The sequence below is a fragment of the Syntrophotalea carbinolica DSM 2380 genome (assembly GCF_000012885.1).
In the GTDB taxonomy this organism is placed as follows: Bacteria; Desulfobacterota; Desulfuromonadia; order Desulfuromonadales; family Syntrophotaleaceae; genus Syntrophotalea; species Syntrophotalea carbinolica.
In genome coordinates this window covers 1,988,720-2,012,720 of the sequence record NC_007498.2, presented here as the reverse complement: position 1 = coordinate 2,012,720, position 24,001 = coordinate 1,988,720, and the positions used below count along the sequence as shown (strand labels likewise).

Here is a 24,001-nt window from a genome sequence, read left to right as displayed (position 1 = left end):
CATGGCGGATTTGATCCATTTTCTTAAGGCTTCGGTGCAGGGCGACCTGGTAAGCTGGGCGAGCCAGGTGGCTGCCTCGGAACGCTATGGCCTCTCCATTGCGGAGGTCGAGAAAGCGATTCTCGAGCTTGGACTGCTTCCGGCACGTTATCAGCGTAATCGCAATATGATCAGCACCCGACAGCAATTACGGCTGTTTCAAAGCCATGCCGTGGTTATCGGTTGCGGCGGATTGGGCGGCTATGTTCTCGAGCAGTTGGCGCGTCTCGGGGTGGGCAAGATTACCGCCATCGATCCCGATACCTTTGAGGAACACAACCTTAACAGGCAATTGCTATCTTCTCCACGTCTGCTTGGTCATGCCAAAGTCGATGTCGCCGCAAACCGGATAACGGATATCAATCCGGCGGTAAACCTGATTCCGGTGCGTGCGGCCTTCGGTGCGGAGAACGGGGCTGAGCTGGTTGCAGGTGCCGATGTGGTGGTGGATGCGGTGGATAATGTTCCGGCTCGGCTTGCACTGGCCAATATCTGCGGTAAATCCGGGATCCCTCTGGTGCATGGCGCCATCGCCGGGTGGTACGGACATGTTGCTACCCAGTATCCCGGTGACACGACTTTGCAAAAGATTTATAGCCGTTTTCAAGACAGCAGTGGGGTGGAATCCGAACTTGGCAATCCTTCCTTTACTCCTGGAGTCGCTGCCAGTTTTCAGGTGGCGGAAGCGTGCAAGGTCCTGATCGACGAAGGGGATTCCCTGCGTCATCGCAAATTGCATCTGAACCTGCTCGACATGGAGGTGGTGGAGGTTCCTTTCTAACGATTTCTGCGAGCCGGAAGTCCATGCACAAGGTGAAAGACTTCCGGCAATTTTTTCACGATTAACTTGAGTAAAAAGGTCAATAAGGCATTTACTTAAATACATATATGTAGTAAAGAAAGATCCATGGAAATACTCAAAATAAAATCCTGAGCAAGGTGCATCAGGTACAGCATCATGGTCGAAATGGATCGCCACAACGGTGTTGGCGCATCGACCGATGAAAGATATGTGGCGGAAATTGACGGTTTGGGCGGGTTGATTCCCGAATAAACAGCATTCATATGACTTTGGAGTACGAACAAGGAAAGGAAACACGACATGAGTGACGATATCAAGCGACATGCAGACACCCTGGCCCTGCACGCAGGCCAAAAACCGGACCCGAGCACGAAGGCGCGTGCGGTGCCCATTTATCAGACCACTTCCTATGTTTTCGACGATGCCGATCACGCGGCGCGGCTATTCGGGCTGGAGGAATTCGGTAATATCTATACCCGCCTGATGAATCCGACCACGGATGTTCTGGAGCAGCGGGTCGCTGCACTCGAGGGCGGGGTCGCAGCCCTGGCTGTGGCGTCAGGACAATCGGCCATTACCCTGGCGTTGCTGACCCTTGCTCATGCAGGGCATGAGATCGTCGCTTCGACAAGCCTGTATGGCGGCACCTACAATCTGTTTCGTTACACGCTGCCTCAATTCGGCATCGGGGTGAAATTCGTCGACCCCTCCGATCCGGAAAATTTCCAGGCGGCCATCACCGACAAAACCCGTGCGGTATTTGCCGAAACGCTGGGTAACCCCAAACTTGATACCCTCGATATTGCCGCGGTGGCCGACATTGCGCACAAGCATGGTGTCCCGCTGGTTATTGACAATACCGTAGCTTCGCCTTACCTGGTGAATCCCATCGCCCATGGCGCGGATATTGTGGTTCATTCGGCAACCAAATTCATCGGCGGACACGGAACCTCTCTCGGTGGCGTTATCGTCGACGGTGGGAATTTTGACTGGACCAACGGTAAGTTTCCTCAACTGGCCGAGCCCGATCCCAGTTATCACGGCATTAATCTGGTCGAAGCCCTCGGCAATCTGGCCTATATCATCAAGGTGCGGGTGCAGTTATTGCGGGATGTCGGGCCGGCACTGAGTCCTTTCAACGCTTTTCTGCTGCTGCAGGGAGCGGAGACCCTGCATCTGCGCATGGAACGCCACAGCACCAATGCCGCCAAGGTTGCGGAATTTTTGCAGAACCATCCGAAAGTCGGCTGGGTCAACTATCCTGGATTGTCCACCCACCCGTCGTATGAACAGGCCCGCAAATATTTTCACAGGGGCTTGTTTGGTGCCTTGATCGGATTTGGCATCAAGGATGGCGGCGTGGCAGAGGGTAAACGATTTATCGATCATCTGCAGCTGCATTCTCTGTTGGCCAATATCGGCGACGCCAAGTCTCTGGTCATTCATCCGGCTTCGACCACCCATCAGCAACTGTCACCGGAAGATCAGCTGGCTACCGGGGTTACACCGGACTTTATTCGCTTGTCGGTAGGGCTGGAGCATGTCGATGACATTATTGCAGACCTTGAACAAGCGTTGGATAAGATTTAAAGAGCCAGGATCGGAACCATAATGATCGTCTTGTCTTGAGCGGGTAAAGGCAATATTACCGGAAAGGAAATATATCGTGGCAAATATCCATGACAGCCTTATCGAGTTGATTGGCGGGACGCCGCTTTTGCGGTTGAACCGGATTAACCCGCCTGGCGGAGCTGAGGTGCTGGCCAAACTTGAAGCGTTCAACCCCGGAGGCAGTGTCAAGGATCGAACCTCATTAAGTATGATCCTTGACGCTGAAGATAAAGGGATATTGCAAAGTGACTCGGTCATCATCGAACCGACCAGTGGTAATACCGGCATCGCCCTGGCTATGCTGGCTGCAGTGAAGAATTATCGCCTGATTTTGACTATGCCTGAAAGCATGAGTGTAGAGCGCCGTAACCTGGTAGCTGCTTTCGGGGCTGAGGTTGTGCTTACCCCTAAAGGGTTGGGAATGCAGGGGGCGATTGACAAGGCGGAGGAGCTCGCGTCGAAGATAGAGCATGCTTTTGTTCCACAGCAGTTTCGCAATCCGGCCAATCCGGAGATTCATCGCAGGACCACCGCCGAAGAAATCTGGAGCGATACCGACGGGAGAATCGATATTCTGGTCGCCGGCATCGGCACAGGGGGCACCTTGACCGGCGTTGGTGAAGTTCTCAAGGAGCGTAAACCTGACATTCAGGTGCTGGGTGTCGAACCTGAGGATTCGGCGGTGCTTTCCGGTGGCCCTCCCGGCCCGCATAAGATCCAGGGTATTGGCGCTGGTTTTGTACCTGAAGTTCTGAATAAGGCCGTTATCGATGAGGTCATCAAAATAAGCAATGAAATGGCTCTGCAGACAGCACGCCGTCTGGCTCGAGAAGAGGGCGTTTTGGCAGGTATATCTTCAGGAGCGGCCCTCTGTGCAGCTTTGGAGATAGCCAAGCGGCCTGAAAATCAGGGCAAGCAGATTGTCGTGATCCTACCCGATACCGGAGAGCGCTACCTGTCTACCGAGTTGTTCAGTGATTGAATGTCTAGGGAAAAGTGATTGTTTATTGTTTCTGTCAAATAAGGATTGACATTAAACACTAGCAAAGCTAGTGTTTAATTTAATTGCAGACCTGCAATTCTTGTGGGTTGCAGGTTTGATTAAGACCTGATTTTTTGAGGATTCGCGACATGCTGCTGCGCTTTATTACATCGTTTTTGCTTTTGACCCTGTTTTTTCCGGTCGGGGTTTTCGGTGCCAAAGTGCATTCCTGCGAAATGAAGAGTAACGCACCTCTGGCGTCTTGTTGTCAGAGGGTGGAAAACGAACGCTCGGGGGTAGAGGGTGTTGCGAAATGGACCCATCATTGCTCGAAAGAGTTGCTTGCCGACGCTCTGCAACCGGCTGCTGTCGGGCAGAAAATACAAATAGATGCCCTCCAACTCATGGATGCCGGCATCGGCATTACCCCATCCAAGCACACGTTTGCTGAAATTCACGAGGTATATTTTACCCGGGTGCTATCTTATGGCGCTGGTGGTACCCCTTCTGTCTTTCTCCGCATTTGCTCCTTTCTGATTTGATTCCAGCCAAACCTGATGGCGCCGGTTCAATGAATTCGAACCATGGTGGTTACATATTTACCTGGTGAAGATTTTTGGAGACCGCCTACCTGTCTCTTACAGGTAATAGTTTTTCTTACGATAACCCTTAAAAACAGATGTTCCATGATTCGGTTATAGACGCATTCTTTGGTTTATGACGGAGCCTCCTTGAGGCTGTGTGGACACCGGTTCGATGGTTTCCAGATTGTACTTAAAATAGTACAGCTGAACCCTCAATAAGCATCGGTACTATGCTCGCAAGTCCTCGTATTTCCAGCAATCAGGGCTATAGTTAATGAAGTGTTTTTCGAAAATACTTCAAAGGAGGGAATCCATGAAAATCGGGATTCAATCGGTTGGGGTGCTGTTGGCAGGGGTTCTGTCCATGCTGGCGGTGACACCTGTCACAGCTCTGGAAACGAACCCGTCAGGTGCTGTTGCCACCGAAAACGATCATAGCCTGTTGAGTGATCTGATTGCAGAGGCTTTGGCCAATAACCCGGAGTTGCAATCCGCCAAAGCGCGTTGGGAAATGTATGAACATCGGGTCATTCCGTCCCGCAGTCTGGACGATCCGCGTTTGAGCTTCGCATTATCAAATTATCCCATAGACAGTTTTGCCGATGATGAGACCCCTATGACCGGCAAGGAAATACAGCTGTCGCAGATGTTTCCTTTCCCGGGTAAGTTGGCGGCCAAGGGAGAAATGGCTGAACAACAGGCATTATGGTATCGGGGCGTTTACGATGATGCCCGCCTGCGTCTGGTTCAGCAGGTCAAGGATGCCTGGTATCAACTCTATTTTAAAGAACAGGCCATAGATATCACGCACAAAAATATCACCCTTTTGAAGGATTTCGTTCGTCTGACGGAAACCCGTTACGCCGTTGGAACCGGTTTACAGCAGGATGTGCTTAAAGCCCAGGTGGAACGATCGAAGCTTCAGGATAAGCTTTTTAGCCTGGAGCAACAGCGCATCTCGGCGCTGTCCGATCTTAACAGATTGCTGGGCCGAGCTATTGATGCAACGTTGTCGTTGCCCGATGATTTGTCTCTTACGGAGATCGATGCAGAGATAAACCGGTTATCCGATTTGTCTCGCACCCATCGACCTCTATTTGCCGCCTATGAAGCGATGATTGACCGTTATAAGGCGCAGCGCAAATTAGCCAAACTCAATTATTATCCGGATTTCAATGTTTTCGCAGGGTATCGGGTCCGTGAAGAGGTACCGGGAGATCCGGCCGCAGGCAGCGATTTTATTTCAGCCGGGGTGAGTATCAATCTGCCTTTGTGGCAGGCCAAGCGGCGGGCTGAGGTCGCCGAAGCGGATTCGGCTCTGCGCATGGCCTGGAGCCAGCTCGCTGACATGCGCAATGGGGTCGATTCCACGATTATCGACCAGGTGGCCCGAATGAAGAAAGACCGAGATCTGGTGACGTTGTATCGAACGGGCGTCATTCCCCAGGCCCAACAGAGTTTTGAAGCAAGCCTGGCGGCTTATCAGGTCGGTGATACCGATTTTCTCAATCTTCTCGATGGGCTGATGACCCTTTATCGTTATCAGATAGATTATCAGCGTGCCCTGAGTGACCACGAGCGTAGCGTCGCCCGGCTGGAAGCGGCGGTGGGGGTGACATTCGCTTCTCAGGAATAGAGGGCAAATACAATGGACAAACTGAAAATTCAAAGGCTATCTCACGCCCGCTTCTTACAGTCGCTCAAGACGCAAAGTCGCCAAGAAAACCCTTTAGGATTTGCTTTTTGCCGTTCTTTGCGGCTTTGCGGCTTGAGTGAGCAAAGCGAACGAGCGTGAGGCCGGTTTAGCATTTGCTTTTTACAGCAGGTGCCCCTCTACCTTGATTGTTTATATAAAGGATTAAAGCATGACTCCTTTAAAGAAACGGTTTTTCTTTATCCTCCTTTTCGTTTTTCTCTCCGTCGGCGGTGTCTGGTACGGCGTGCACCGGGCGGGCTCCCTTGCGGAGCATGCATCTCACGACGTCGAAGGAACTCAAATCGCCAGGCAGCAATACACCTGCGGTATGCACCCGATGATCATTACCGATGAACCGGGTGACTGCCCCATCTGCGGCATGGCTCTCACCCCCGTCAAATCGGGAACCACCGGTCAAATGCAGGCCGCAGATGTGCCGCAGGGCGATAAGCCCAAGGGAGAACGCAAGATCAAGTACTGGGTGGCGCCGATGGACCCGACCTACATCCGCGACGAGCCGGGTAAATCGCCCATGGGCATGGACCTGGTGCCGGTCTATGAAGACCAGGCCCCAAGCGGCGCGACCATCGCCATTGATCCGGTAACTGCCCAGAACATGGGGGTGCGCACGGCTTCAGCGGAACGTCGCCATATGCATCGCAAGATCCGCACAGTCGGCACCATTAAATATGACGAGCCGAAGGTAACCTCCATCAACGCCAAAGTCGACGGCTGGATCGAGAGATTGTATGTCGACGAAACCGGGCAGATGGTGAAGAACGGGCAGCCGCTGTTGGCACTCTACAGCCCCAAACTGGTTTCGGCCCAGCAGGAATATCTGCTGGCCCTGCGAAACAGGGATGCGCTGAAAAACAGCTCCTTTGAAGAAATTGCTGCCGGGGGCGATCGTCTGTTGACGGCGGCCCGCCAACGCCTGCGTTATTGGGACATCAGCGAACGGCAGATCAGCCGTTTGGAAAAAACCGGAAAGGTGCACAAAACCTTGACCCTCTACGCTCCCTCCAAGGGGGTGGTGACTATGAAGATGGCCATGCCCGGCCAGTTTATCAAGGCCGGTCAGGAGCTTTTTCAGATCAGCGATATATCCAAAGTATGGGTCTATGCGGATATTTACGAATACGAACTGCCCTGGATCGAGACGGGGCAGGAGGCCGAAGTGATCCTGCCTTTTGTAGGCGGCCAATCCCTTAAGGCGAACATCGACTATATCTATCCCTATGTGGAGCCCCAGACCCGTACGGTAAAGGCACGGATCGTATTCGACAATCCCGGTCTGGAACTCAAACCCGACATGTACGTCAATGTGCGGATTCATGGTATGGAAGTCAAGGATGCCTTGGCTGTGCCGAGCGAAGCCGTGCTCAATTCCGGAGAGAAACAGACGGTGTTCGTCGCTCTGGGTGACGGTAAGTTCGAGCCGCGCCAGGTGAAGACCGGCGTACAGGATCAGGAAGGTTTCACCGAAATCACCCAGGGGCTTCTGGAAGGGGAGACGGTGGTGACCAGCGCCCAGTTCCTGTTCGATTCGGAAAGCAAACTGCGCGAGGCGATCCAGAAGATGCTGGAGCCGAAAACAACCGAGTCTTCGCCGTCCGAGGATCATGCCGGGCACGATATGCCGGAGGAAGATCTCGAGGCACTGTTTGAATAAGGGTCAATCGTCATTTGTCTTTTCAGGAAAATCGTCATTTGTCCTTTGTCATTGGTCATTTGTTTAAACAACGATGATCGGGGCTTTTGGCATTTAACCAATGACAGATGACCAATGACTAAGGACGGTTTTTATGCTCGAAAAAATTATCGAATGGTCGATTTGCAATAAATTCATGGTGGCTCTGCTGACGGTGTTTCTCATCGTCGGCGGGTTGTACGCTCTGAAGAACACACCGCTCGATGCGATCCCCGACCTGTCGGATGTGCAGGTGATCGTGTTCACCGAATACCCCGGACAGGCGCCGCAGGTGGTGGAGGATCAGGTGACTTATCCGCTCACCACCCAGATGCTGGCAGTGCCCAAGGCCAAGGTCGTGCGGGGTTATTCATTTTTCGGTTACAGCTTTGTCTACGTCATTTTCGAAGACGGTACCGATCTCTACTGGGCACGTTCCCGGGTGCTCGAATACCTCAACTATGCCTCGGGCAAACTCCCACGGGGAGTGACGCCAAGTCTGGGGCCCGATGCCACCGGAGTCGGATGGGTCTACGAGTACACACTGGAGAGCGACAAGCATGATCTACAGCAGCTGCGCTCGATCCAGGACTGGTTTCTGCGCTATGAGCTGACCGCCGTGGAAGGGGTCTCCGAGGTGGCCAGTATCGGTGGTTACGTCAAACAGTACCAGGTTGCTGTCGATCCCGACCGCCTGCTGGCTTACCACATCACCATTCCGCAGATCAAAAAGGCCATCCAGCGCAGCAACAACGATGTCGGCGGACGTTTGGTGGAAATGGCGGAAACCGAATTCATGGTGCGCGGTCCCGGCTATATCCAGTCGGTCGCCGATCTGGAAAATGTTGTCGTCGGTACTGATGGTCGAGGAACGCCGATTCTTTTGCGGGACCTGGCCCAGATTCGCGTCGGACCGGAACTGCGGCGCGGGTTGGCGGAACTCGATGGTCGCGGCGAGACCGTCGGTGGCATCGTTGTTATGCGTTACGGCGAAAATGCTCTGAAAACCATCGAAAACGTCAAGAAGAAACTGGAAGAGTTGCAGGCGGGCCTGCCCGAAGGGGTGCATATCAAAACCGCCTATGACCGCTCGGGACTTATCGAACGGGCTGTCGATACCCTCAAGGAAAAATTGATCGAAGAAAGTATCGTGGTGGCCCTGGTGACGGCTTTGTTTCTTTTTCATCTGCCGAGCGCCCTGGTGGCCATCTTTACCTTGCCGGTGGCAATCCTCATGGCTTTCGTCATCATGGGGGGGCAGGGGATCAATGCCAATATCATGAGCCTGGGCGGCATAGCCATAGCCATCGGCGCCATGATCGATGCGGCCATCATCATGATCGAGAACGCTCACAAGCATATCGAACGGGCGCCAGCCGACAAATCGCGGGCCGAGGTCATCCTCGAATCAGCCAAGGAAGTAGGGCCGACTCTATTTTACTCCCTTTTGGTCATTACCGTATCCTTCGTACCGGTTTTCACCTTGCAGGAACAGTCCGGCCGATTATTCAAACCGCTGGCTTATACCAAGACTTATGCCATGGCCGCGGCAGCCCTGTTGTCGATCACCATCGTGCCGGTGCTCATGACCTGGTTTATCCGTGGCAAGATCAAATCGGAGGAGTCCAATCCGATCAACCGCTTGTTGATCCGCCTGTACCACCCGGTGGTCAACCTGGTGCTCAAGTGGCGCAAAACCACGCTGGTGCTGGCCCTTGCGGCTATGCTTTCCATCGCCTGGCCATTGTCGCAGATGGGCAGCGAGTTCATGCCGCCGCTTTACGAGGGCGACCTGCTCTACATGCCGACCACTTTGCCGGGGATCTCCATCACCAAGGCGAAGGAGTTGCTACAGCAGACCGACCGTATCATCCGGCAATTTCCCGAGGTGCATCATGTGTTCGGCAAGGTCGGGCGGGCTGAGTCCGCCACCGATCCGGCGCCTTTGTCGATGATCGAAACCACCATCATGCTCAAGCCGGAGGAGCAGTGGCGCAAGGTGCCGGTGGAGCGTTTTTACAGTGGCTGGCCAGACTGGACGGAATGGCTGAAAAAACCGCTGCGCCTGGTCTGGGCCGAGCAGGAAACCATCACCGTGGAGCAGTTGACCGAAAAACTGAATGAGGCTATTCAGTTTCCCGGACTGACCAATGCCTGGACCATGCCGATCAAGACCCGCATTGACATGCTCTCCACCGGCATCAAGACGCCGGTGGGGATCAAGATCATGGGCCCGGATCTGCAGACCCTCAGTGATCTTGGCGAGAGTATCGAGGCCCTGGTGCGGACCCTGCCCGGAACCTTGAGCGCTTACTCGGAACGTGTGGTGGGAGGCAACTATCTGGACTTCGAGATCGATCGTGACCAGGCCGCCCGCTACGGACTGAATATCGGCGATGTGCAGGACATCATTCAGAGTGCCGTAGGCGGCATGAACGTGACCCAGACGGTTGAAGGGCTTGAGCGGTACCCTGTCAATATCCGCTATTTGCAGGATTATCGCAACGATCTGCCGGCCTTGAAGAGGGTACTGATCCCCATCGCCGGGGGCAAGCATATTCCCATCGGCCAGATCGCCGATATCCGAATCCGCAAGGGGCCGCCAGCCATCAAGAGCGAAAATGCCCGGCGGACCGCCTGGATTTACGTGGATCTCAAGGGGATCGACGTCGGTACCTATGTCAAGCAAGCCAGAGCGGCGGTAGCGGAAAATATCGAACTGCCTTCCGGTTACAGCCTGGTCTGGAGCGGTCAGTACGAGTACATGGAAAAAGCCAAAGAACGCTTCATGCTGGTCATACCGCTGACGGTGCTCATCATCTTCCTGATTCTGTACCTGAACACCAAAAGCCTGATAAAGACCGGTATCGTTTTCCTGGCTGTGCCGTTTTCACTCGTCGGAGCTTTTTGGCTGCTTTACCTGCTGGGCTACGACACCTCGGTTGCGGTTTGGGTCGGGGTTATCGCCCTGGCCGGCCTCGATGCCGAAACCGGGGTGGTGATGCTGCTGTATCTCGACCTGGCCCATAAGCTGTGGGGCGACAACGGCCGCATGCGCACCCGGGGTGACCTGGTGCAGGCCATTCACCACGGCGCAGTCAAGCGCATCCGACCTAAGGTTATGACCATTGCCGTAATTATCGCCGGCCTGCTTCCGATCATGTGGAGCCATGGTGCCGGTGCCGACGTCATGAAGCGGATCGCCGCGCCGATGGTCGGCGGGGTGGTGACCTCGGGGATCATGGAACTGATGGTCTACCCGGTCATCTACTATCTGTGGCGCGGGAGGAAGCTTGATACGACCCTGGAGCCAACGGCGCAGGGAGAACTTGAAGACTAACTGAAAAGCCGCCTGTTTTGACAGCCGGCTCATATCACCAAAACGGAGGTAGAAATGAAACACGTAATAATGGGTTGGGTGGCGGTCCTGATCGTTGGCGGTGCCCTGCTCGCAACACCTGTATTGGCTGCAGAGCATGATATGTCGATGGATATGAACCATGGAAGTATGCAACAGATGCAAGGTGGCATGATCATGCTCGGTCAACAGGAAGTGGACGGAGTCAAGGCCATGTTTCACCTGATGCCTATCGACCCTGAGGTTTTGCCTAGTGGGCATAAGGCGACCCATCACCTGATGGTGATGTTCAACGATGCAAAGACTGGGAAATCCCTCGATAGCGGTACTGTGGCGGTCAAAATCACCGACCCGGAGCAAGTGGAAGCGAAACCCGTTAAACTTATGGGCATGCAGGGCCATTTCGGTGTTGATGTGAGCCTTGATCGTCCAGGTCTCTGGCATTTTCGCATTGCTACGAAACTGGCAGACGGCAAGGTGCGTCAGTTTCATACCCATCACGTGGTGAAGTAGCTGTCGCAAAAGAAAGCGCAAAGGACCCCTTTTGCTCAGAAATAGGAGCCTGCCATGAAAGACCCAGTATGCGGTATGGATGTTATTCCTGAAAAAGCTGCCGGAAAAACGGAACATCAAGGTAAGGATTATTATTTCTGCTCCGTTAAATGTCTGGAAAAATTTAAACAAGATCCTGAAGAATATCTGGATAAAGCTAGGAAAGAAAAAAGAAAAGCAGCAAGCAAGGATGATCGGAGGGAATACACCTGTCCCATGCATCCGGAAGTGGAGCAGATCGGTCCGGGCAGCTGTCCCAAGTGCGGCATGGATCTCGAACCCAAAGTTATCAGCCTCGAGGAGGAAGAGGATACCTCCGAATTGAAGGGTTGGGTACGCCGATTCTGGGTGGCGGCTGTCCTTTCTCTTCCCGTACTGCTGCTGGCCATGGGCGAACTCATTCCTGGGATCGGTGGCTGGATTAAAAACCTGGCCGATCCATATACCCGGAACTGGATTGAATTAGCTCTGGCCACGCCGGTAGTGTTGTGGTGCGGATGGCCGATCCTGGTGCGTTACTGGCAGTCGCTGGTGAATCGCAGCATGAATATGTTCACCCTTATCGGGCTGGGCGTCGGAGTGGCCTATCTTTACAGCATTGTGGCCACGCTTTGGCCGGAGTTTTTTCCCATCTCCTTTCGTGGACCGGAAGGGGAGGTGGCCGTGTACTTTGAAGCGGCTGCCGTCATAACCACCCTTGTATTGATGGGACAGGTTATGGAGTCGCGTGCCCGCAGTCAGACCGGTAAGGCGATCCGAGCATTGTTAGGTCTGGCGGCCAAGACCGCACGCCGCATTGACGATGACGGCAATGAAGAGGATGTACCCCTGGAAGCGGTCGAAGTCGGGGATCGGTTGCGAGTACGTCCTGGCGAAAAAGTACCTGTCGACGGTGTGGTCCTCGAAGGCACCAGTAGCATAGACGAGTCCATGATCAGTGGCGAGCCCCTGCCGGTGGGCAAGCAGCCCGGAGAACCGGTCACGGGAGCGACAGTGAATCAGACCGGCTCTATTATCATGAAGGCCGAAAGAGTTGGGGCCGATACCCTGTTAAGCCAGATTGTGCAGATGGTTGCCGAAGCGCAGCGCAGCCGCGCCCCCATCCAAAAACTGGCCGATATGGTGGCCGGTTATTTCGTGCCGACGGTGGTGGCGGTGGCCTTGATCACTTTCGTTGTATGGTCCCTGGCCGGCCCCGAGCCGCGCATGGCCCATGCACTGATCAATGCCGTGGCGGTGCTTATCATCGCCTGCCCCTGTGCCCTCGGGTTGGCTACTCCCATGTCGATCATGGTGGCAACCGGTAAGGGAGCGACTCTCGGCGTGCTGTTCAAGAACGCCGAGGCCATCGAACACCTGCGTAAGGTTGATACCCTGGTGGTGGACAAGACCGGCACTCTTACCGAAGGCAAACCCAAACTGGTTGCCGTGGAGGCCACCGGCATGGAGGATGATGAGCTGTTGCGCCTGGCGGCGAGCCTTGAGCGTGGCAGCGAGCATCCTCTGGCGGAGGCCATCGTACAAGGTGCGCAGGACCGGAAGGTTGAATTGACCAAGGCTGACGACTTCGAATCCCTTACCGGTAAAGGGGTGATCGGTCGGGTCGATGGGAAAGAGGTGGTTTTGGGCACGCAGGCACTGCTGAAGGAAAGGAACATCGATGCGGAAAACCTTTTGAGCAAGGCAGAAACTTTGCGAAAAGAAGGTCAGACTGCGATGTTCATAGCGGTAAACGGCCAGCCTGCCGGTTTACTGGCGGTAGCCGATCCCATTAAAGAAACAACGCCCCAAGCCATCAGGCAGTTGCATCAAAGCGGCATCCGTATCGTTATGCTTACCGGGGATAATCTCACCACGGCCAAAGCGGTAGCGGATCGATTGAATATTGATGAGGTTCGGGCAGAGGTGCTGCCTCAGGACAAGGCGCTAAAAGTCAAGGAATTGCAGGAAGACGGACGTTTCGTCGCCATGGCCGGTGACGGTATCAACGATGCTCCGGCTCTGGCACAGGCCCAGGTCGGCATCGCCATGGGTACCGGTACCGACGTGGCCATGGAAAGCGCCGATGTGACTTTGGTCAAGGGCGACCTGCGCGGTATCGTCCGCGCCCGCTCATTGAGCCTGGCAACCATGCGTAATATCCGGCAGAACCTGTTTTTCGCTTTTTGCTATAACGCCCTCGGCGTGCCCATCGCTGCGGGGGTGCTCTATCCGGTATTCGATTTGTTGCTTAGTCCCATGATTGCCGCTGCGGCCATGAGTTTCAGCTCCGTATCGGTGGTCAGCAACGCCCTCAGGCTTCGCCGCGTGAAGTTGTAATAGTCAGAGGAGCAGTAAGGGCCCTGCGTATTTGTCCGGCTTACGGAGAAAATGCATGGAATTGAAAAAAATTGTGGCCATTGTTCGGAGCTCGGTATTGGAGGCCGTTGAACAGCGGCCATTTTTTTGCAAATTGATAGAGAGGAAGGGGATAGAAAAGCGGCATGTCAGATGATTCGACATGCCGCCTGGCGGTTTATGACAACCGTTCGTTGTGCGGAGAGTTGATGACTGAGTTTATTCCTGTTCTGGCTGCATCCTGTTCTGGTTCATCATATCTGAGTCCATCATACGACCATCCATCATCATACCCCGGCCCATCATGCCATCATTCATCATCATACCGTGTCCCATTCTACCGCCCGACATGCAGGTGCCATAGTAGGAAACACCTTTTTCGCGCATTTCGATAAACATCTCGGCATGTTGATCCATGAATTTGGATTGCAGCGCGGAGATCTCCTTGCTCAGGGAACGAGCCTTTTTAGCATCGAATTTTTCCTGCGCCATCACGGCGTTAAGCTCGGCGCGTTTGGCAAACAGTTGTTTCTTGAGCTCCATCATGGGGCCGTGATATTTCTGGACCAGATCGTTGACGGTTTTTTGCTCCTCGGCCGTAAGTTGGGACATCATGCCCGAGCCCATCATATGGTATCCGGACCCGCCACGCATCCTGTCGGCATCGCTGTTCAAGGGAATAACGAGAACTCCCAGCAATACAATAACGACGACTTTCAATGCCTGATTTATTCCATTCATGGTTTGTTCCTCCCGTAATGGGTTGTGAGTCACCAGCCTAACTCATTACATGCAAGCAAATATCACAGGTTTTGCAAGGGGTGATAGCGATAATTAGCAACGTTCCTTACAGCTTTTTTTTTAAAGAAAAATAGGATACCGTAGATCGGTCATCGGGAGGCTGGTATTTATGGAGTAAGATCGACTCCTCGTTCTGTCACCGGTTGTTCAATCACTATCTCTTGAAGGTTTTTTTATGATTCAGATTTCGGTAAATTTGCGGCTCATACTGTTTGTCGCTTTTGCTTTGATCATCCTCGTGCTTTCTCTGGTCTCTGCGCCCCCGAAAATTATTCATGAAGTGCTGTCCTGGGATAAAGCGCAGCATGCTTTCGCCTATGCAATCTTTACCCTTTTGGGCGGATGGGCCCTGGCTCCCTTATGGGGAGCTTTACGTGCCTGGCGTCGGGCCCTGGGAGTCGCTATCGTTTATGGGGGGATCCTTGAAGGGGCTCAGGCTTTGAGCGGCTACCGTGTTGCCCAATTCGCCGATATGGTTGCCAACAGTTTGGGTGCCGTAGCGGCATATCTGTGCTGGAGAGCGTTTTTTAAGTTTGGAAACATAACATCATGCAAATAGATCATGTAGCTTTGGATGCATTGCTTGCACGTCTCGAACAAGGGGCCATGGTCCTTACGGTCAATAAACGCCTGGCCCGTTATCTGCGACAGGCTTATGACCGACAGCAACAAAATAAGGGCTGCAGCGCATGGATTTCTCCGGCTGTATATGCCTGCGGCGGCTGGCAGCGACAGATGGCTGAGCGTTTGGGCCTTGACGGCAAAACTCTTGAGCCGCTGCAAGCGCTAAGGCTCTGGGAACGGGCCATCGAAGATGATTTGAGCGCAATGGGCGCCGGTCTTTTGCGGGTTCCCGAAGCTGCCAGGGAAGCTGCCAGGGCACATCAGTTGTTGAGTGAGTACGGCGTTGATTTTGATTCGGAGCAGGCCGGTGAGGATCACCGGACGTTTTTGCGCTGGCGACGGCGCTGGCGGGAGTTGTGCAGGGCGGGAGGCTGGAACGATCCGGCGCTTCTGCCTGGACGGGTTTTAGAGGCGTTGCAAGGGGGGCAACTGCTGTTGCCGTCTGAAGTCTGGCTGGCCGGTTTTGACGATTTGCCGCCGGTGATCGAGGGATTATGTCAGATCATGCAGGAGCGTGGTACGGCTGTTAGGCGGTGGCTCCCTCCTGCCTGCCAGGACCAGGTCGGTGGCCGCGTCGCTTATGCCGACGTCGAACAAGAGGTGCGTTGTTGTGCTCGCTGGGTGCGGCATTTGCTGGAAGGCAAGGCTGAGCGCATCGGTGTTGTGGTTTTGGATATGACCGCCTATCAGAGCCGGTTGCAGAGGATTTTCCGGGAAGAACTCTCGCCGGGAGCGCTGCTACCCGGCGCAGACGCTGAAAAAGCTTTCAATCTGTCTCTGGGAACTCCGTTGCTGAATGAGGGGATGGTTACCACCGCGTTTGAGCTTTTATCGCTGGGGCGAACCGTTTCGCTGGACAGCCTCAGTTATTTACTGCGCTCGCCGTTTGTGTGGGGACATCTTTCCGAGCAGCATGCCAGGGCCGTTTTGGATCGGGAGTTGCGCAATTTACGCATGGGGCAGTTGCCGCTGAAACAGGCAATGGTCCATGCCCGGCGGGGATTCAAAAAAAAGCTGGGTTGTTGCGACCTTTTTTCCCGTCAGCTGGAAATGATCGACAGCTTGTTGAAAGATGCCCAACCGCGATTGCCCGGCGCCTGGGCCCGGCATTTCGCCACACTTCTCGAAACCTGCCAATGGTCTAAAGATCGCCCTTTCAACAGTCGTGAATATCAGGTTTTTACGGCCTGGAAGGAGCTTCTGGCCGGCATGGCCTGCCTCGATGCGGTCAGTGCCCCGATGAAACGTGGCGAAGCATTGCGTTTACTGCGGCGCCTGGCCGCCGATGCCGTGTTCCAACCGGAAGGATCGGAAGGACGTGTGCAGGTTCTGGGGGCATTGGAAGCGGCTGGCATGCAGTTTGATGCCCTGTGGGTGCTGGGTGCCCATGAGGACGTGTTCCCGGCCCCGGCACGTCCTCATCCCTTTATTCCGGTCGCATTACAGAGACGTCTTGAAATGCCCCATGCCGATGCCGCCCGCGAACTCGATTTTGCGCACAAAGTTGCTCAGCGTCTGCTGAATGCGGCACCGCAGCTGGTGGTCAGTTGGCCCGAAGGTCTGGACGGTCGCGAACGTCAGCCAAGCCCCCTGATTCACCAGCTGCCGCCGATCGTGCCCGTATTGGCCGAAAGCCGGCAACCGGCAGCGTTGATTCAGGCTGTCGCGGGGAGACTCGAACAGATTGCGGACAGCAGCGGGCCACCTATAGAGGCCGGCTCCAGGATTTCCGGCGGAACCGGGATTCTCAAAGATCAGGCGCTGTGTCCCTTTCGCGCTTTCGCCCGACATCGATTGGGTGCGCGGGCACTGGCTACGGCCAGTCTCGGATTTGACGGCCTGGACAGGGGATCCCTGGTGCATCGCGTTCTGGAATGGTTCTGGAAGGATATCGGCAATTGGCAAAGCTTGACGGCATTGGATTCAGCTGCCTTGCAACAGTTGCTGGTTAAGTATATCGATCAGGCTTTGGAGGAACTTGAAGCGGAACGTCGCGTGCCGTTTTCCAAAAGTCAGAAACATCTGGAAAGTTCGCGCCTGCTGGCTTTGCTTGGAGAGTGGCTTGCTATCGAGGCGAAGCGCCCTACCTTTACCGTCGATACGCTTGAGGCCTGGCATCGGGAGAAATTCGGCCCTTTGACGTTGCAGACGCGGATCGACCGCATCGACCGACTCGCCGACGGTTCCCAGGTCATTATCGATTATAAAACCGGACTGGCTTCTGTCCGTGACTGGCTTGGAGCGCGTCCCGTGGAGCCGCAATTGCCGCTTTATACCCTTGGTCGCACCGGCTCCGATCTCTCTGCCGTGGCCTTTGCCAAGGTTCGCCGCGGCGATAGCGGTTTTATCGGTATCGGAAGGGACGATGACCTGATTCCGGGGATTGCCGCAACCGACGGACATCGGCAGCTCGAAGCGGAAACGGATATTGCAACCTGGGAGGATCTGCTGCTTTTCTGGCGCCGGACCCTGCAGCAGCTCGGCAGGGATTTTTGCGACGGTCAGGCCATTGTCGATCCCATCAATTCTCAAAAGGCCTGCGATCGCTGTGATTTGCAACCGCTGTGTCGTATTTCCGAAAGGGATGATTTTGCCGAGGACGAGGTTTTGCCATGAAACTGCGTATGACACAGCCCCCCGATCACGATGCGCGCAGACAGGCGCTCGATCCTGCCCGGTCCTTTATCGTGCAAGCTCCTGCAGGCAGTGGTAAAACCGAATTGCTCATCCAACGCATTCTGGCTTTGCTGGGTGGCGTGCAACAGCCTGAAGAGGTGCTGGCCATTACCTTTACACGCAAAGCCGCCGGCGAAATGCGCGATCGCCTGGTTCGGGCGCTTGAAGCGGCCCGTCAACCGGAACCACAGGCGGAGCATGCCCGTACGACCTGGCGCCTGGCCAGGGCGGTGTTGGAAAACGATGCGCGCCATGATTGGCGCCTGCTTGAGAATCCCGTGCGCCTGGCGGTGCAGACCATCGACAGCTTTTGCGCATCTCTGGTGCGGCGCATGCCCTGGTTATCCCGCTTCGGTGCCCAGGCCGCGATTGTTGAGGATGCCAGGGAGCTCTACCGACAGGCCGCTGAAAGGGTGCTGAAGCTTGCCGAGGGCCCTGACAACTATGGGGAAGCGGCCTGCTTGCTTCTGAGTCACCTCGACAACCGCATGGAGCGGCTATGCGAACTGCTGGTCGGTATGCTGGCCCGGCGCGATCAATGGTTACGGCATATCTACGGGCAGCAGCCCGAACAGCGGCGGCAGATTTTTGAAGGGGGCTTGCGCTGTCTGGTAGAAGGCGTGCTGGATCGACTGTATGGCCTGCTGGATCCTGAGCAGAAGGATGCCATGGTGCATCTGGGATGTTTTGCCGGTTCCAACGTACAGGCCCTGGGGATCGAAAACGGCATCCATGTTCTGTCCGGTCTGGACGGTTTTCCAGCGGCATCGGCCGATGCCCTGCCGATCTGGCGCGGTCTTGCTGAATTAGTGCTGACTCGCAGCGGTACGGTGCGCAAGCGGCTGGATAAAAATTGCGGTTTTCCTCCCGGCAAACAGGAACCGGCGGCCTCCATGAAAAAGGAGATGGCGCGCTTATTGGAAACGCTTGCCGCCGATGAAGGCGTACTGGAGCTTTTTGCCGAGGTCCGCTCGCTGCCGCCCGTGGTTTATGAGCCGGACCAATGGCAGGTTCTCGAGGCCCTGACCACCCTGCTGCCGAGGGCCGTCGCCGAGTTGTGGCTGGTATTCAAGGAACAGGGGCAGTGCGACTTTGTCGAGGTGGCGCTGGCCGCCGGCAGGGCCCTTGGCGAGGTTGATGCTCCCACCGATCTGCTGCTGCATCTCGATAGCCGAATTCGCCATATCCTGGTGGACGAGTTTCAGGATACCTCCTGGGGACAGTTCCTGTTGCTGAAAAAACTGACCGCCGGATGGCAACAGGGTGACGGGCGCAGTCTGTTTCTGGTCGGGGATCCCATGCAGTCCATTTATCGTTTTCGGGAGGCCGAAGTCGGACTTTATCTGCAGGCACGGCATCACGGCATCCATCAGTTGCGACTCGAAGCTCTGTACCTGAGTACGAATTTCCGGTCCCAGGCGGGGGTCGTCGATTGGGTCAACCGGGTTTTCCCGGAGTTGTTCCCCCCTCGTGAGGATGAAGCACTGGGCAGCGTGACCTATGCTGCTTCGGTGGCGGCGCGGGATGTTCTGGATGGGCCGGCCGTGACCTGTCATCCTATGGCGGGGCGGGATGACCGCGCCGAGGCCTTGCAGGTTGTGGACCTGGTGCGCCAGGCGCGCCGCGCCGATCCGGAGGGAACCGTTGCGGTGCTGGTGCGTGCGCGCACCCATCTCAGCCAGATTCTCACAGCGTTTCGGGAAGCCGGGTTGCCGTTTCGCGCCCAGGAAATCGATGCTTTGGCCGATCGGTCGGTCGCGCAGGATTTACTTGCTCTGACGCGTGCGTTACTCCATCCTGGCGATCGGGTGGCCTGGCTGGCTGTTCTGCGCGCGCCATGGTGCGGATTAAGTCTGGCCGATCTGCACGCTTTGTGCGGCGAAACTCCGGATGCCACCTTGCCCGAATTGCTGCGTCAGCCGCAGCGGCTTATGCGGATGTCGGCCGATGGCCGCATGCGGGTTGAACGCTGCCTGGGGGTACTGAATCAGTCTCTGTCCCAGCGCGGCAGGGTATCCTTGCGGATGCTGGTTGAAGGGGCCTGGCTGGCTCTTGGCGGGCCTGGGTGTCTGGATGATGCCGGTCTGGTCGATGCCGAAGCGTTGTTCGGTCTGCTGGATCAGCTTGATTACGGCGGGGATATGCTGCCTATGGAGGGTCTGGCCGATAAGCTATCCAAGCTGTTTGCCGCTCCCGATCCCGCTGCTGACGATACTCTCCAGGTCATGACTATCCATAAGGCCAAAGGCCTTGAGTTCGACACCGTTATCCTGCCGGGTCTGGGCCGCCGACCTCGCACCGAAGACGCCCCTCTGATGCGCTGGCTCGAACTGCCGGAGACGGGGTTGTTGTTGGCGCCCCTGGCTCCATTGGATGGCCAGAGCCGCGATCCTATTTACGATGCGATCGGGCGTGTTGAAAAACAGAAATGCGACCTGGAAATCGCCCGGGTCCTCTATGTGGCGGCAACCCGCGCCAAAAAGCGGTTGCATTTGCTGGGCTATGCCAGGCCCTCCAGGGACGGGGAGTTTCGTCCGTCTGGCGGTTCTTTTCTGGAAAAACTCTGGCCGGCCGTAGGCGACCGTTTCGATGGTTTGAATCCTGAGCTCACGGATTCGTCCGATGCCCCGAAAACCGTCAGGCAGATGCGGCTGCTCGGTTCCGACTGGGTTTTACCCGCACTGCCTTCGACATCCGCACAAAGTTCCATGGAGGTGCTGAGCCCTTCTTCGACAGCCCATCACTCTCAGGGGACGACGCTCATGCCGGAAACGGAAGATGGTCGCCATATCGGCACTCTGGTGCATGCCTGTCTGGAGCGTATCGCCAATGAAGGCCTTGAGCATTGGTCGATTGGTCGTGTTGAAAAGGAACGGCCGACGCTGTGTCATCGTCTTGGCCGTATGGGAGTGGCGGTTGATCGCTGTATGCAGGCGGCGGATCGCATCGTTGAGGCGGTGTCCAATACCTTGAACAGTGATCGAGGGCGGTGGATTCTCGGAAAACATGAAAAATCCGCCTGCGAGCTTTCTCTGTCCGGGGTGCTGGACGGCCGTATTATCCATGCCGAAATCGATCGCACGTTTGTTGATAAAGAGGGGGTGCGCTGGGTTGTCGACTATAAAACCGGCGACAGCAAGGGCATGGCGGATGACGTGTTTTTTGAACAGCAAGCTCATATTTATAAAGGCCAGTTGGAACTTTATGCCCGCCTGTTTCAGGCCTTGGAGCCAGGATGCCATGTTCGCACGGCCTTGTATTTTCCCATTCTGGACGGTTGGTTTACTCTGTGAGTGGGGTATGCTTTGTTGCAGGGATGTTTTTAGCCTTTTAGACCGGATGCGACGGTTGGTCCGTGACATCGATTGCAGATGAAAAGGAGAAGAGGAAATGAACTTTAAAGTAACGTTGGCGGTTGTCGGTATGGCAGTCATGATGTTCGGGTGCGGCAAAAAGGAAGAGCAAACCGTGGTCACGGATGATGGAACCAAAGTAACCGTAAACAGTGAAAACGGTACCGCAACCATGACATACGGCACAACGGCCTTGCCTGACGATCTCGGTGTATCCCTTTACCCAGGGGCCAGCGCCGGGCAGGGGGGGACGTTGCAGGTTGAGGGCGAGGGCACGGATGGCGCCGATTCCGTGCTGTCGGTATCGGTGCACAGTGCCGATCCCATCGAGAAGGTGGCCCAGTATTATAAGGATGAGTTTAAAAACGAACAGCCCCGCATCTTTGAAATGGCTATGCCTACAGGGAAAATGGTCACCATAACGATAGAATCCGGCCATACGGTCAAGACTGTCGTATTATCCGAAAATGCGCAGCAAAGTGGCACCGATATCCAGATCTCGCGGATTAAGGAATGATCCTGCCGTTTTTGCGTTAACTCCGTGAGCAGCGTTTCCCGGGCGCTGCTCACTCTTCATTTTTTCCAGAGTACCCACTGATGTTGTCCTCCGAAGAGCTTTTCCGGCGGCTGAAGCGCTCACGTTTCCGCAGCCGTTTTTTCCTGCGTGAACAGGAGATGAATTATCTGCAGAAAAAAGGCCTGGAGACGATACTGTCCCACGGTCGCGATTTTGTCCACGCCAGGTTGGCTCCCGCCAGACCGGACAATGATGGCCGGCAGACGCCCATGCGCAATCATCCCTTTTTTGTGGCCCAGCATGCTACGGCCACCTGTTGTCGCGGCTGTCTGGAAAAGTGGCATGCCATTGCGTGCGGCAGAGAGTTGACGGAACAGGAAGTCGAGTACATCGTCAGCGTTAACGGTACATGGTTGCGCCGACAGATGCTTATATCGGCAGGCCGGGAAAACGCCTGATCTATTTTTGCGTTGCAAGACTTTTTGAATATCGGCATTATGTAACAGCGTTTGATAAGTAGTGTCTATCGTTGTGTCATGTATCTCTTGCTGCCAAGGAAAGGAACAGGTCATGCCGAAGTACATCATCGAGCGGGAAATCCCCGGAGCAGGTAACCTTACCCCTGAGGATCTGCAGAATATATCTCAGAGTTCGCTTGCGATTCTTAAAGACATGGGGCCTGAAATTCAGTGGGTCGAGAGTTTTGTGACGGCCGATAAGATTTATTGCGTATATATTTCACCCAGCGAAAAAGAAATCCTCGAACATGCCCAAAAAGGGGGTTTCCCAGCCAACAGTATCTCCGAAATCAAAACCGTCATCGGACCGGTTACCGCTGAAGGCTGATCGGTTTTTTAGCCTTGTGTGCAGCCGGAAACTCAGGCTGCACACTGCGTAGTTTTCATAAGGGAAATGAGTAATTTTTCCCAAGGTCAAGAAAATCGAGCATTTGCGCGGAGGCGTAGTTTTTACGCCGCATCATGGAGCAGGATGCGCAATGGACAGCCTCCGGCTGCCCGTAGGGCGAGGGCCAGGGATGGCCCAAGTCACAAGCAAGTGGGAAGATTGACGCAGAGATTGGGGAAAAGGACCGTTTCCGGATGAAAACTAGCCTTGTTTCAAGTCCTGGCCCATACAGCGGTCAGGACTTTTTTCATTTAAGGATCATGCACACATGATGTCCGGACTTAATGACCTTCCACCGCAAACACTGAATCTGCTGATCGATCTTAGAAGGCAATTGCATAGCTGTGCCGAACCGCCGGGAAGGGAGGTGCAAACCCGGGAGCTGTTGAAGCGGTTCTTCAAGAGCCATGCTCCGCAATGGGTCTGCCAGGAATATGCCGGAGGCAGTATGGCCATGCTTTATGAGGGCACGAGCATAGGGCCGACGCTTCTGGTGCGTTGTGAACTCGACGCCGTACCTTTGGCTTTGGGATCGGATGAAAAGGTCCGCGCCGCTCATCGCTGCGGCCATGACGGGCATATGGCTATTCTGGCCGGTCTTGCCCTGGCGTTGCAAAGAAAAGCTCCAATGTGTGGACGGATCGTTCTGCTTTTTCAGGCTGCCGAAGAGAACGGCATGGGTGCTCTGACAGTCTGTAAAGATGAGCGGTTTATCGCATTGCGACCCGAGTTTATTTTGGGGCTGCATAATCTTCCGGGATGGCCGTTGGGGCAGGTTGTGGTGCGTGCGGGTAGCATGTGCTGTGCTTCACGTGGACTGGAAGTCGTTTTTACAGGCCAGCCGGGTCATGCAAGTTATCCTGAGTTGGGGGTCAGCGCTGCCATGGCCGTGTCGCGGCTTATCCAGGAGCTGGAAAATCTCGATAGCCCGGATCCGTCCGCATCAGGCATGCGTATGGCGACCATTATCGGTGCCAGACTCGGCGAAAAGCATTTCGGCTCCATTCCCGACCGGGCCGAGGTCTGGGCCACGTTAAGAACCGATACCAACGAAGCCATGACGCGATGGACTCATGATGCGGTCGACCTGGTTCGGATGATTGCGGAGCAACACGGTTTACAGGTCAGCTGGAACTGGCAGGACGTGTTCCCTGTGGTATCCAATGACAAGGAAGCCTGCGTACTGGTGCGCAGGGCAGCGGGTCGGGCCCGTTTGTCCGTATTCGAGCCGAAGGCTCCTTTTCGATGGTCTGAGGACTTTGCGCATTATGCGGCATATGGCCGCGCGGCAATGGTGGGGTTGGGCAGCGGCGAGACATGCGCTACTTTGCACAGCGAGGATTATGTCTTTCCGGATGCTTTAATTCCTGCGGGAGTGTCGCTTCTTTATTCCGTTGTTCAGGAAATGGGCATATGACAACGAGGTTTTTCTGATAAAAGCAGCTGTCGATTTTGCCTGAATCCCGTCGGCGC

General features: G+C 55.1%; 17 protein-coding genes. 16 read left to right on the top strand and 1 reads right to left on the bottom strand.

The annotated features are described in order from the left end of the window. Position 1: 1 nt before the first annotated feature. The 9 genes from PCAR_RS09585 to PCAR_RS09545 all read left to right on the top strand — a co-directional run bounded on the left by PCAR_RS09585 (position 2) and on the right by PCAR_RS09545 (position 13,633). On the top strand, positions 2-820 hold the full coding sequence (locus PCAR_RS09585) for a HesA/MoeB/ThiF family protein (protein ID WP_011341454.1): 819 nt from the start codon (positions 2-4) through the stop codon (positions 818-820). A 321-nt stretch (positions 821-1,141) separates the two neighbouring features. Continuing rightward, a complete protein-coding gene (locus PCAR_RS09580) occupies positions 1,142-2,431 on the top strand; it encodes a homocysteine synthase (protein ID WP_011341453.1) in 1,290 nt (429 codons plus the stop codon). A 76-nt stretch (positions 2,432-2,507) separates the two neighbouring features. Beyond that, on the top strand, positions 2,508-3,434 hold the full coding sequence (cysK, locus tag PCAR_RS09575) for a cysteine synthase A (RefSeq protein WP_011341452.1): 927 nt from the start codon (positions 2,508-2,510) through the stop codon (positions 3,432-3,434). Between the two features lie 149 nt (positions 3,435-3,583). Beyond that, on the top strand, positions 3,584-3,976 hold the full coding sequence (locus PCAR_RS09570) for a hypothetical protein (protein WP_011341451.1): 393 nt from the start codon (positions 3,584-3,586) through the stop codon (positions 3,974-3,976). Between the two features lie 355 nt (positions 3,977-4,331). Beyond that, positions 4,332-5,654 (top strand): TolC family protein, encoded by a 1,323-nt coding sequence (locus PCAR_RS09565; protein WP_011341450.1) that lies wholly within the window; start codon positions 4,332-4,334, stop codon positions 5,652-5,654. Between the two features lie 229 nt (positions 5,655-5,883). Continuing rightward, positions 5,884-7,386 (top strand): efflux RND transporter periplasmic adaptor subunit, encoded by a 1,503-nt coding sequence (locus PCAR_RS09560; protein ID WP_011341449.1) that lies wholly within the window; start codon positions 5,884-5,886, stop codon positions 7,384-7,386. A gap of 133 nt (positions 7,387-7,519) precedes the next feature. Then, positions 7,520-10,744, top strand: a complete 3,225-nt coding sequence (locus tag PCAR_RS09555; RefSeq protein ID WP_011341448.1) for an efflux RND transporter permease subunit — start codon at positions 7,520-7,522, stop codon at positions 10,742-10,744. A 54-nt stretch (positions 10,745-10,798) separates the two neighbouring features. Next, a complete protein-coding gene (locus tag PCAR_RS09550) occupies positions 10,799-11,275 on the top strand; it encodes a hypothetical protein (protein WP_011341447.1) in 477 nt (158 codons plus the stop codon). Between the two features lie 54 nt (positions 11,276-11,329). Beyond that, positions 11,330-13,633, top strand: a complete 2,304-nt coding sequence (locus tag PCAR_RS09545; RefSeq protein ID WP_011341446.1) for a heavy metal translocating P-type ATPase — start codon at positions 11,330-11,332, stop codon at positions 13,631-13,633. 237 nt (positions 13,634-13,870) lie between these two features. Here PCAR_RS09545 and PCAR_RS09540 read toward each other — a convergent pair whose 3' ends face one another. After that, entirely contained in the window at positions 13,871-14,392 is a 522-nt protein-coding gene (locus PCAR_RS09540; RefSeq protein ID WP_011341445.1) for a periplasmic heavy metal sensor, read from the bottom strand. Between the two features lie 235 nt (positions 14,393-14,627). On the opposite strand from PCAR_RS09540, the gene PCAR_RS17850 reads away from it, so the two are divergent. From PCAR_RS17850 to PCAR_RS09505, 7 genes are all read left to right on the top strand, one after another. Then, positions 14,628-15,011, top strand: a complete 384-nt coding sequence (locus PCAR_RS17850; RefSeq protein ID WP_011341444.1) for a VanZ family protein — start codon at positions 14,628-14,630, stop codon at positions 15,009-15,011. Continuing rightward, positions 15,002-17,692, top strand: a complete 2,691-nt coding sequence (locus PCAR_RS09530; protein ID WP_011341443.1) for a PD-(D/E)XK nuclease family protein — start codon at positions 15,002-15,004, stop codon at positions 17,690-17,692. Before PCAR_RS17850 ends, PCAR_RS09530 begins: the two co-directional genes overlap by 10 nt. Then, entirely contained in the window at positions 17,689-21,045 is a 3,357-nt protein-coding gene (locus PCAR_RS09525) for a UvrD-helicase domain-containing protein (RefSeq protein WP_011341442.1), read from the top strand. The genes PCAR_RS09530 and PCAR_RS09525 overlap by 4 nt, the downstream gene beginning before the upstream one ends. Before the next feature lie 97 nt (positions 21,046-21,142). Beyond that, entirely contained in the window at positions 21,143-21,622 is a 480-nt protein-coding gene (locus PCAR_RS09520; protein WP_011341441.1) for a hypothetical protein, read from the top strand. Positions 21,623-21,702: 80 nt separating this feature from the next. After that, entirely contained in the window at positions 21,703-22,080 is a 378-nt protein-coding gene (locus PCAR_RS09515; RefSeq protein ID WP_011341440.1) for a DUF4186 domain-containing protein, read from the top strand. Positions 22,081-22,192: 112 nt separating this feature from the next. After that, a complete protein-coding gene (locus tag PCAR_RS09510; RefSeq protein WP_011341439.1) occupies positions 22,193-22,468 on the top strand; it encodes a DUF4242 domain-containing protein in 276 nt (91 codons plus the stop codon). A 328-nt stretch (positions 22,469-22,796) separates the two neighbouring features. Then, positions 22,797-23,945 carry an amidohydrolase gene (locus PCAR_RS09505; RefSeq protein ID WP_011341438.1) on the top strand — a complete coding sequence of 383 codons (1,149 nt, stop codon included), beginning with the start codon at positions 22,797-22,799 and terminating at the stop codon, positions 23,943-23,945. Positions 23,946-24,001: the final 56 nt, after the last annotated feature.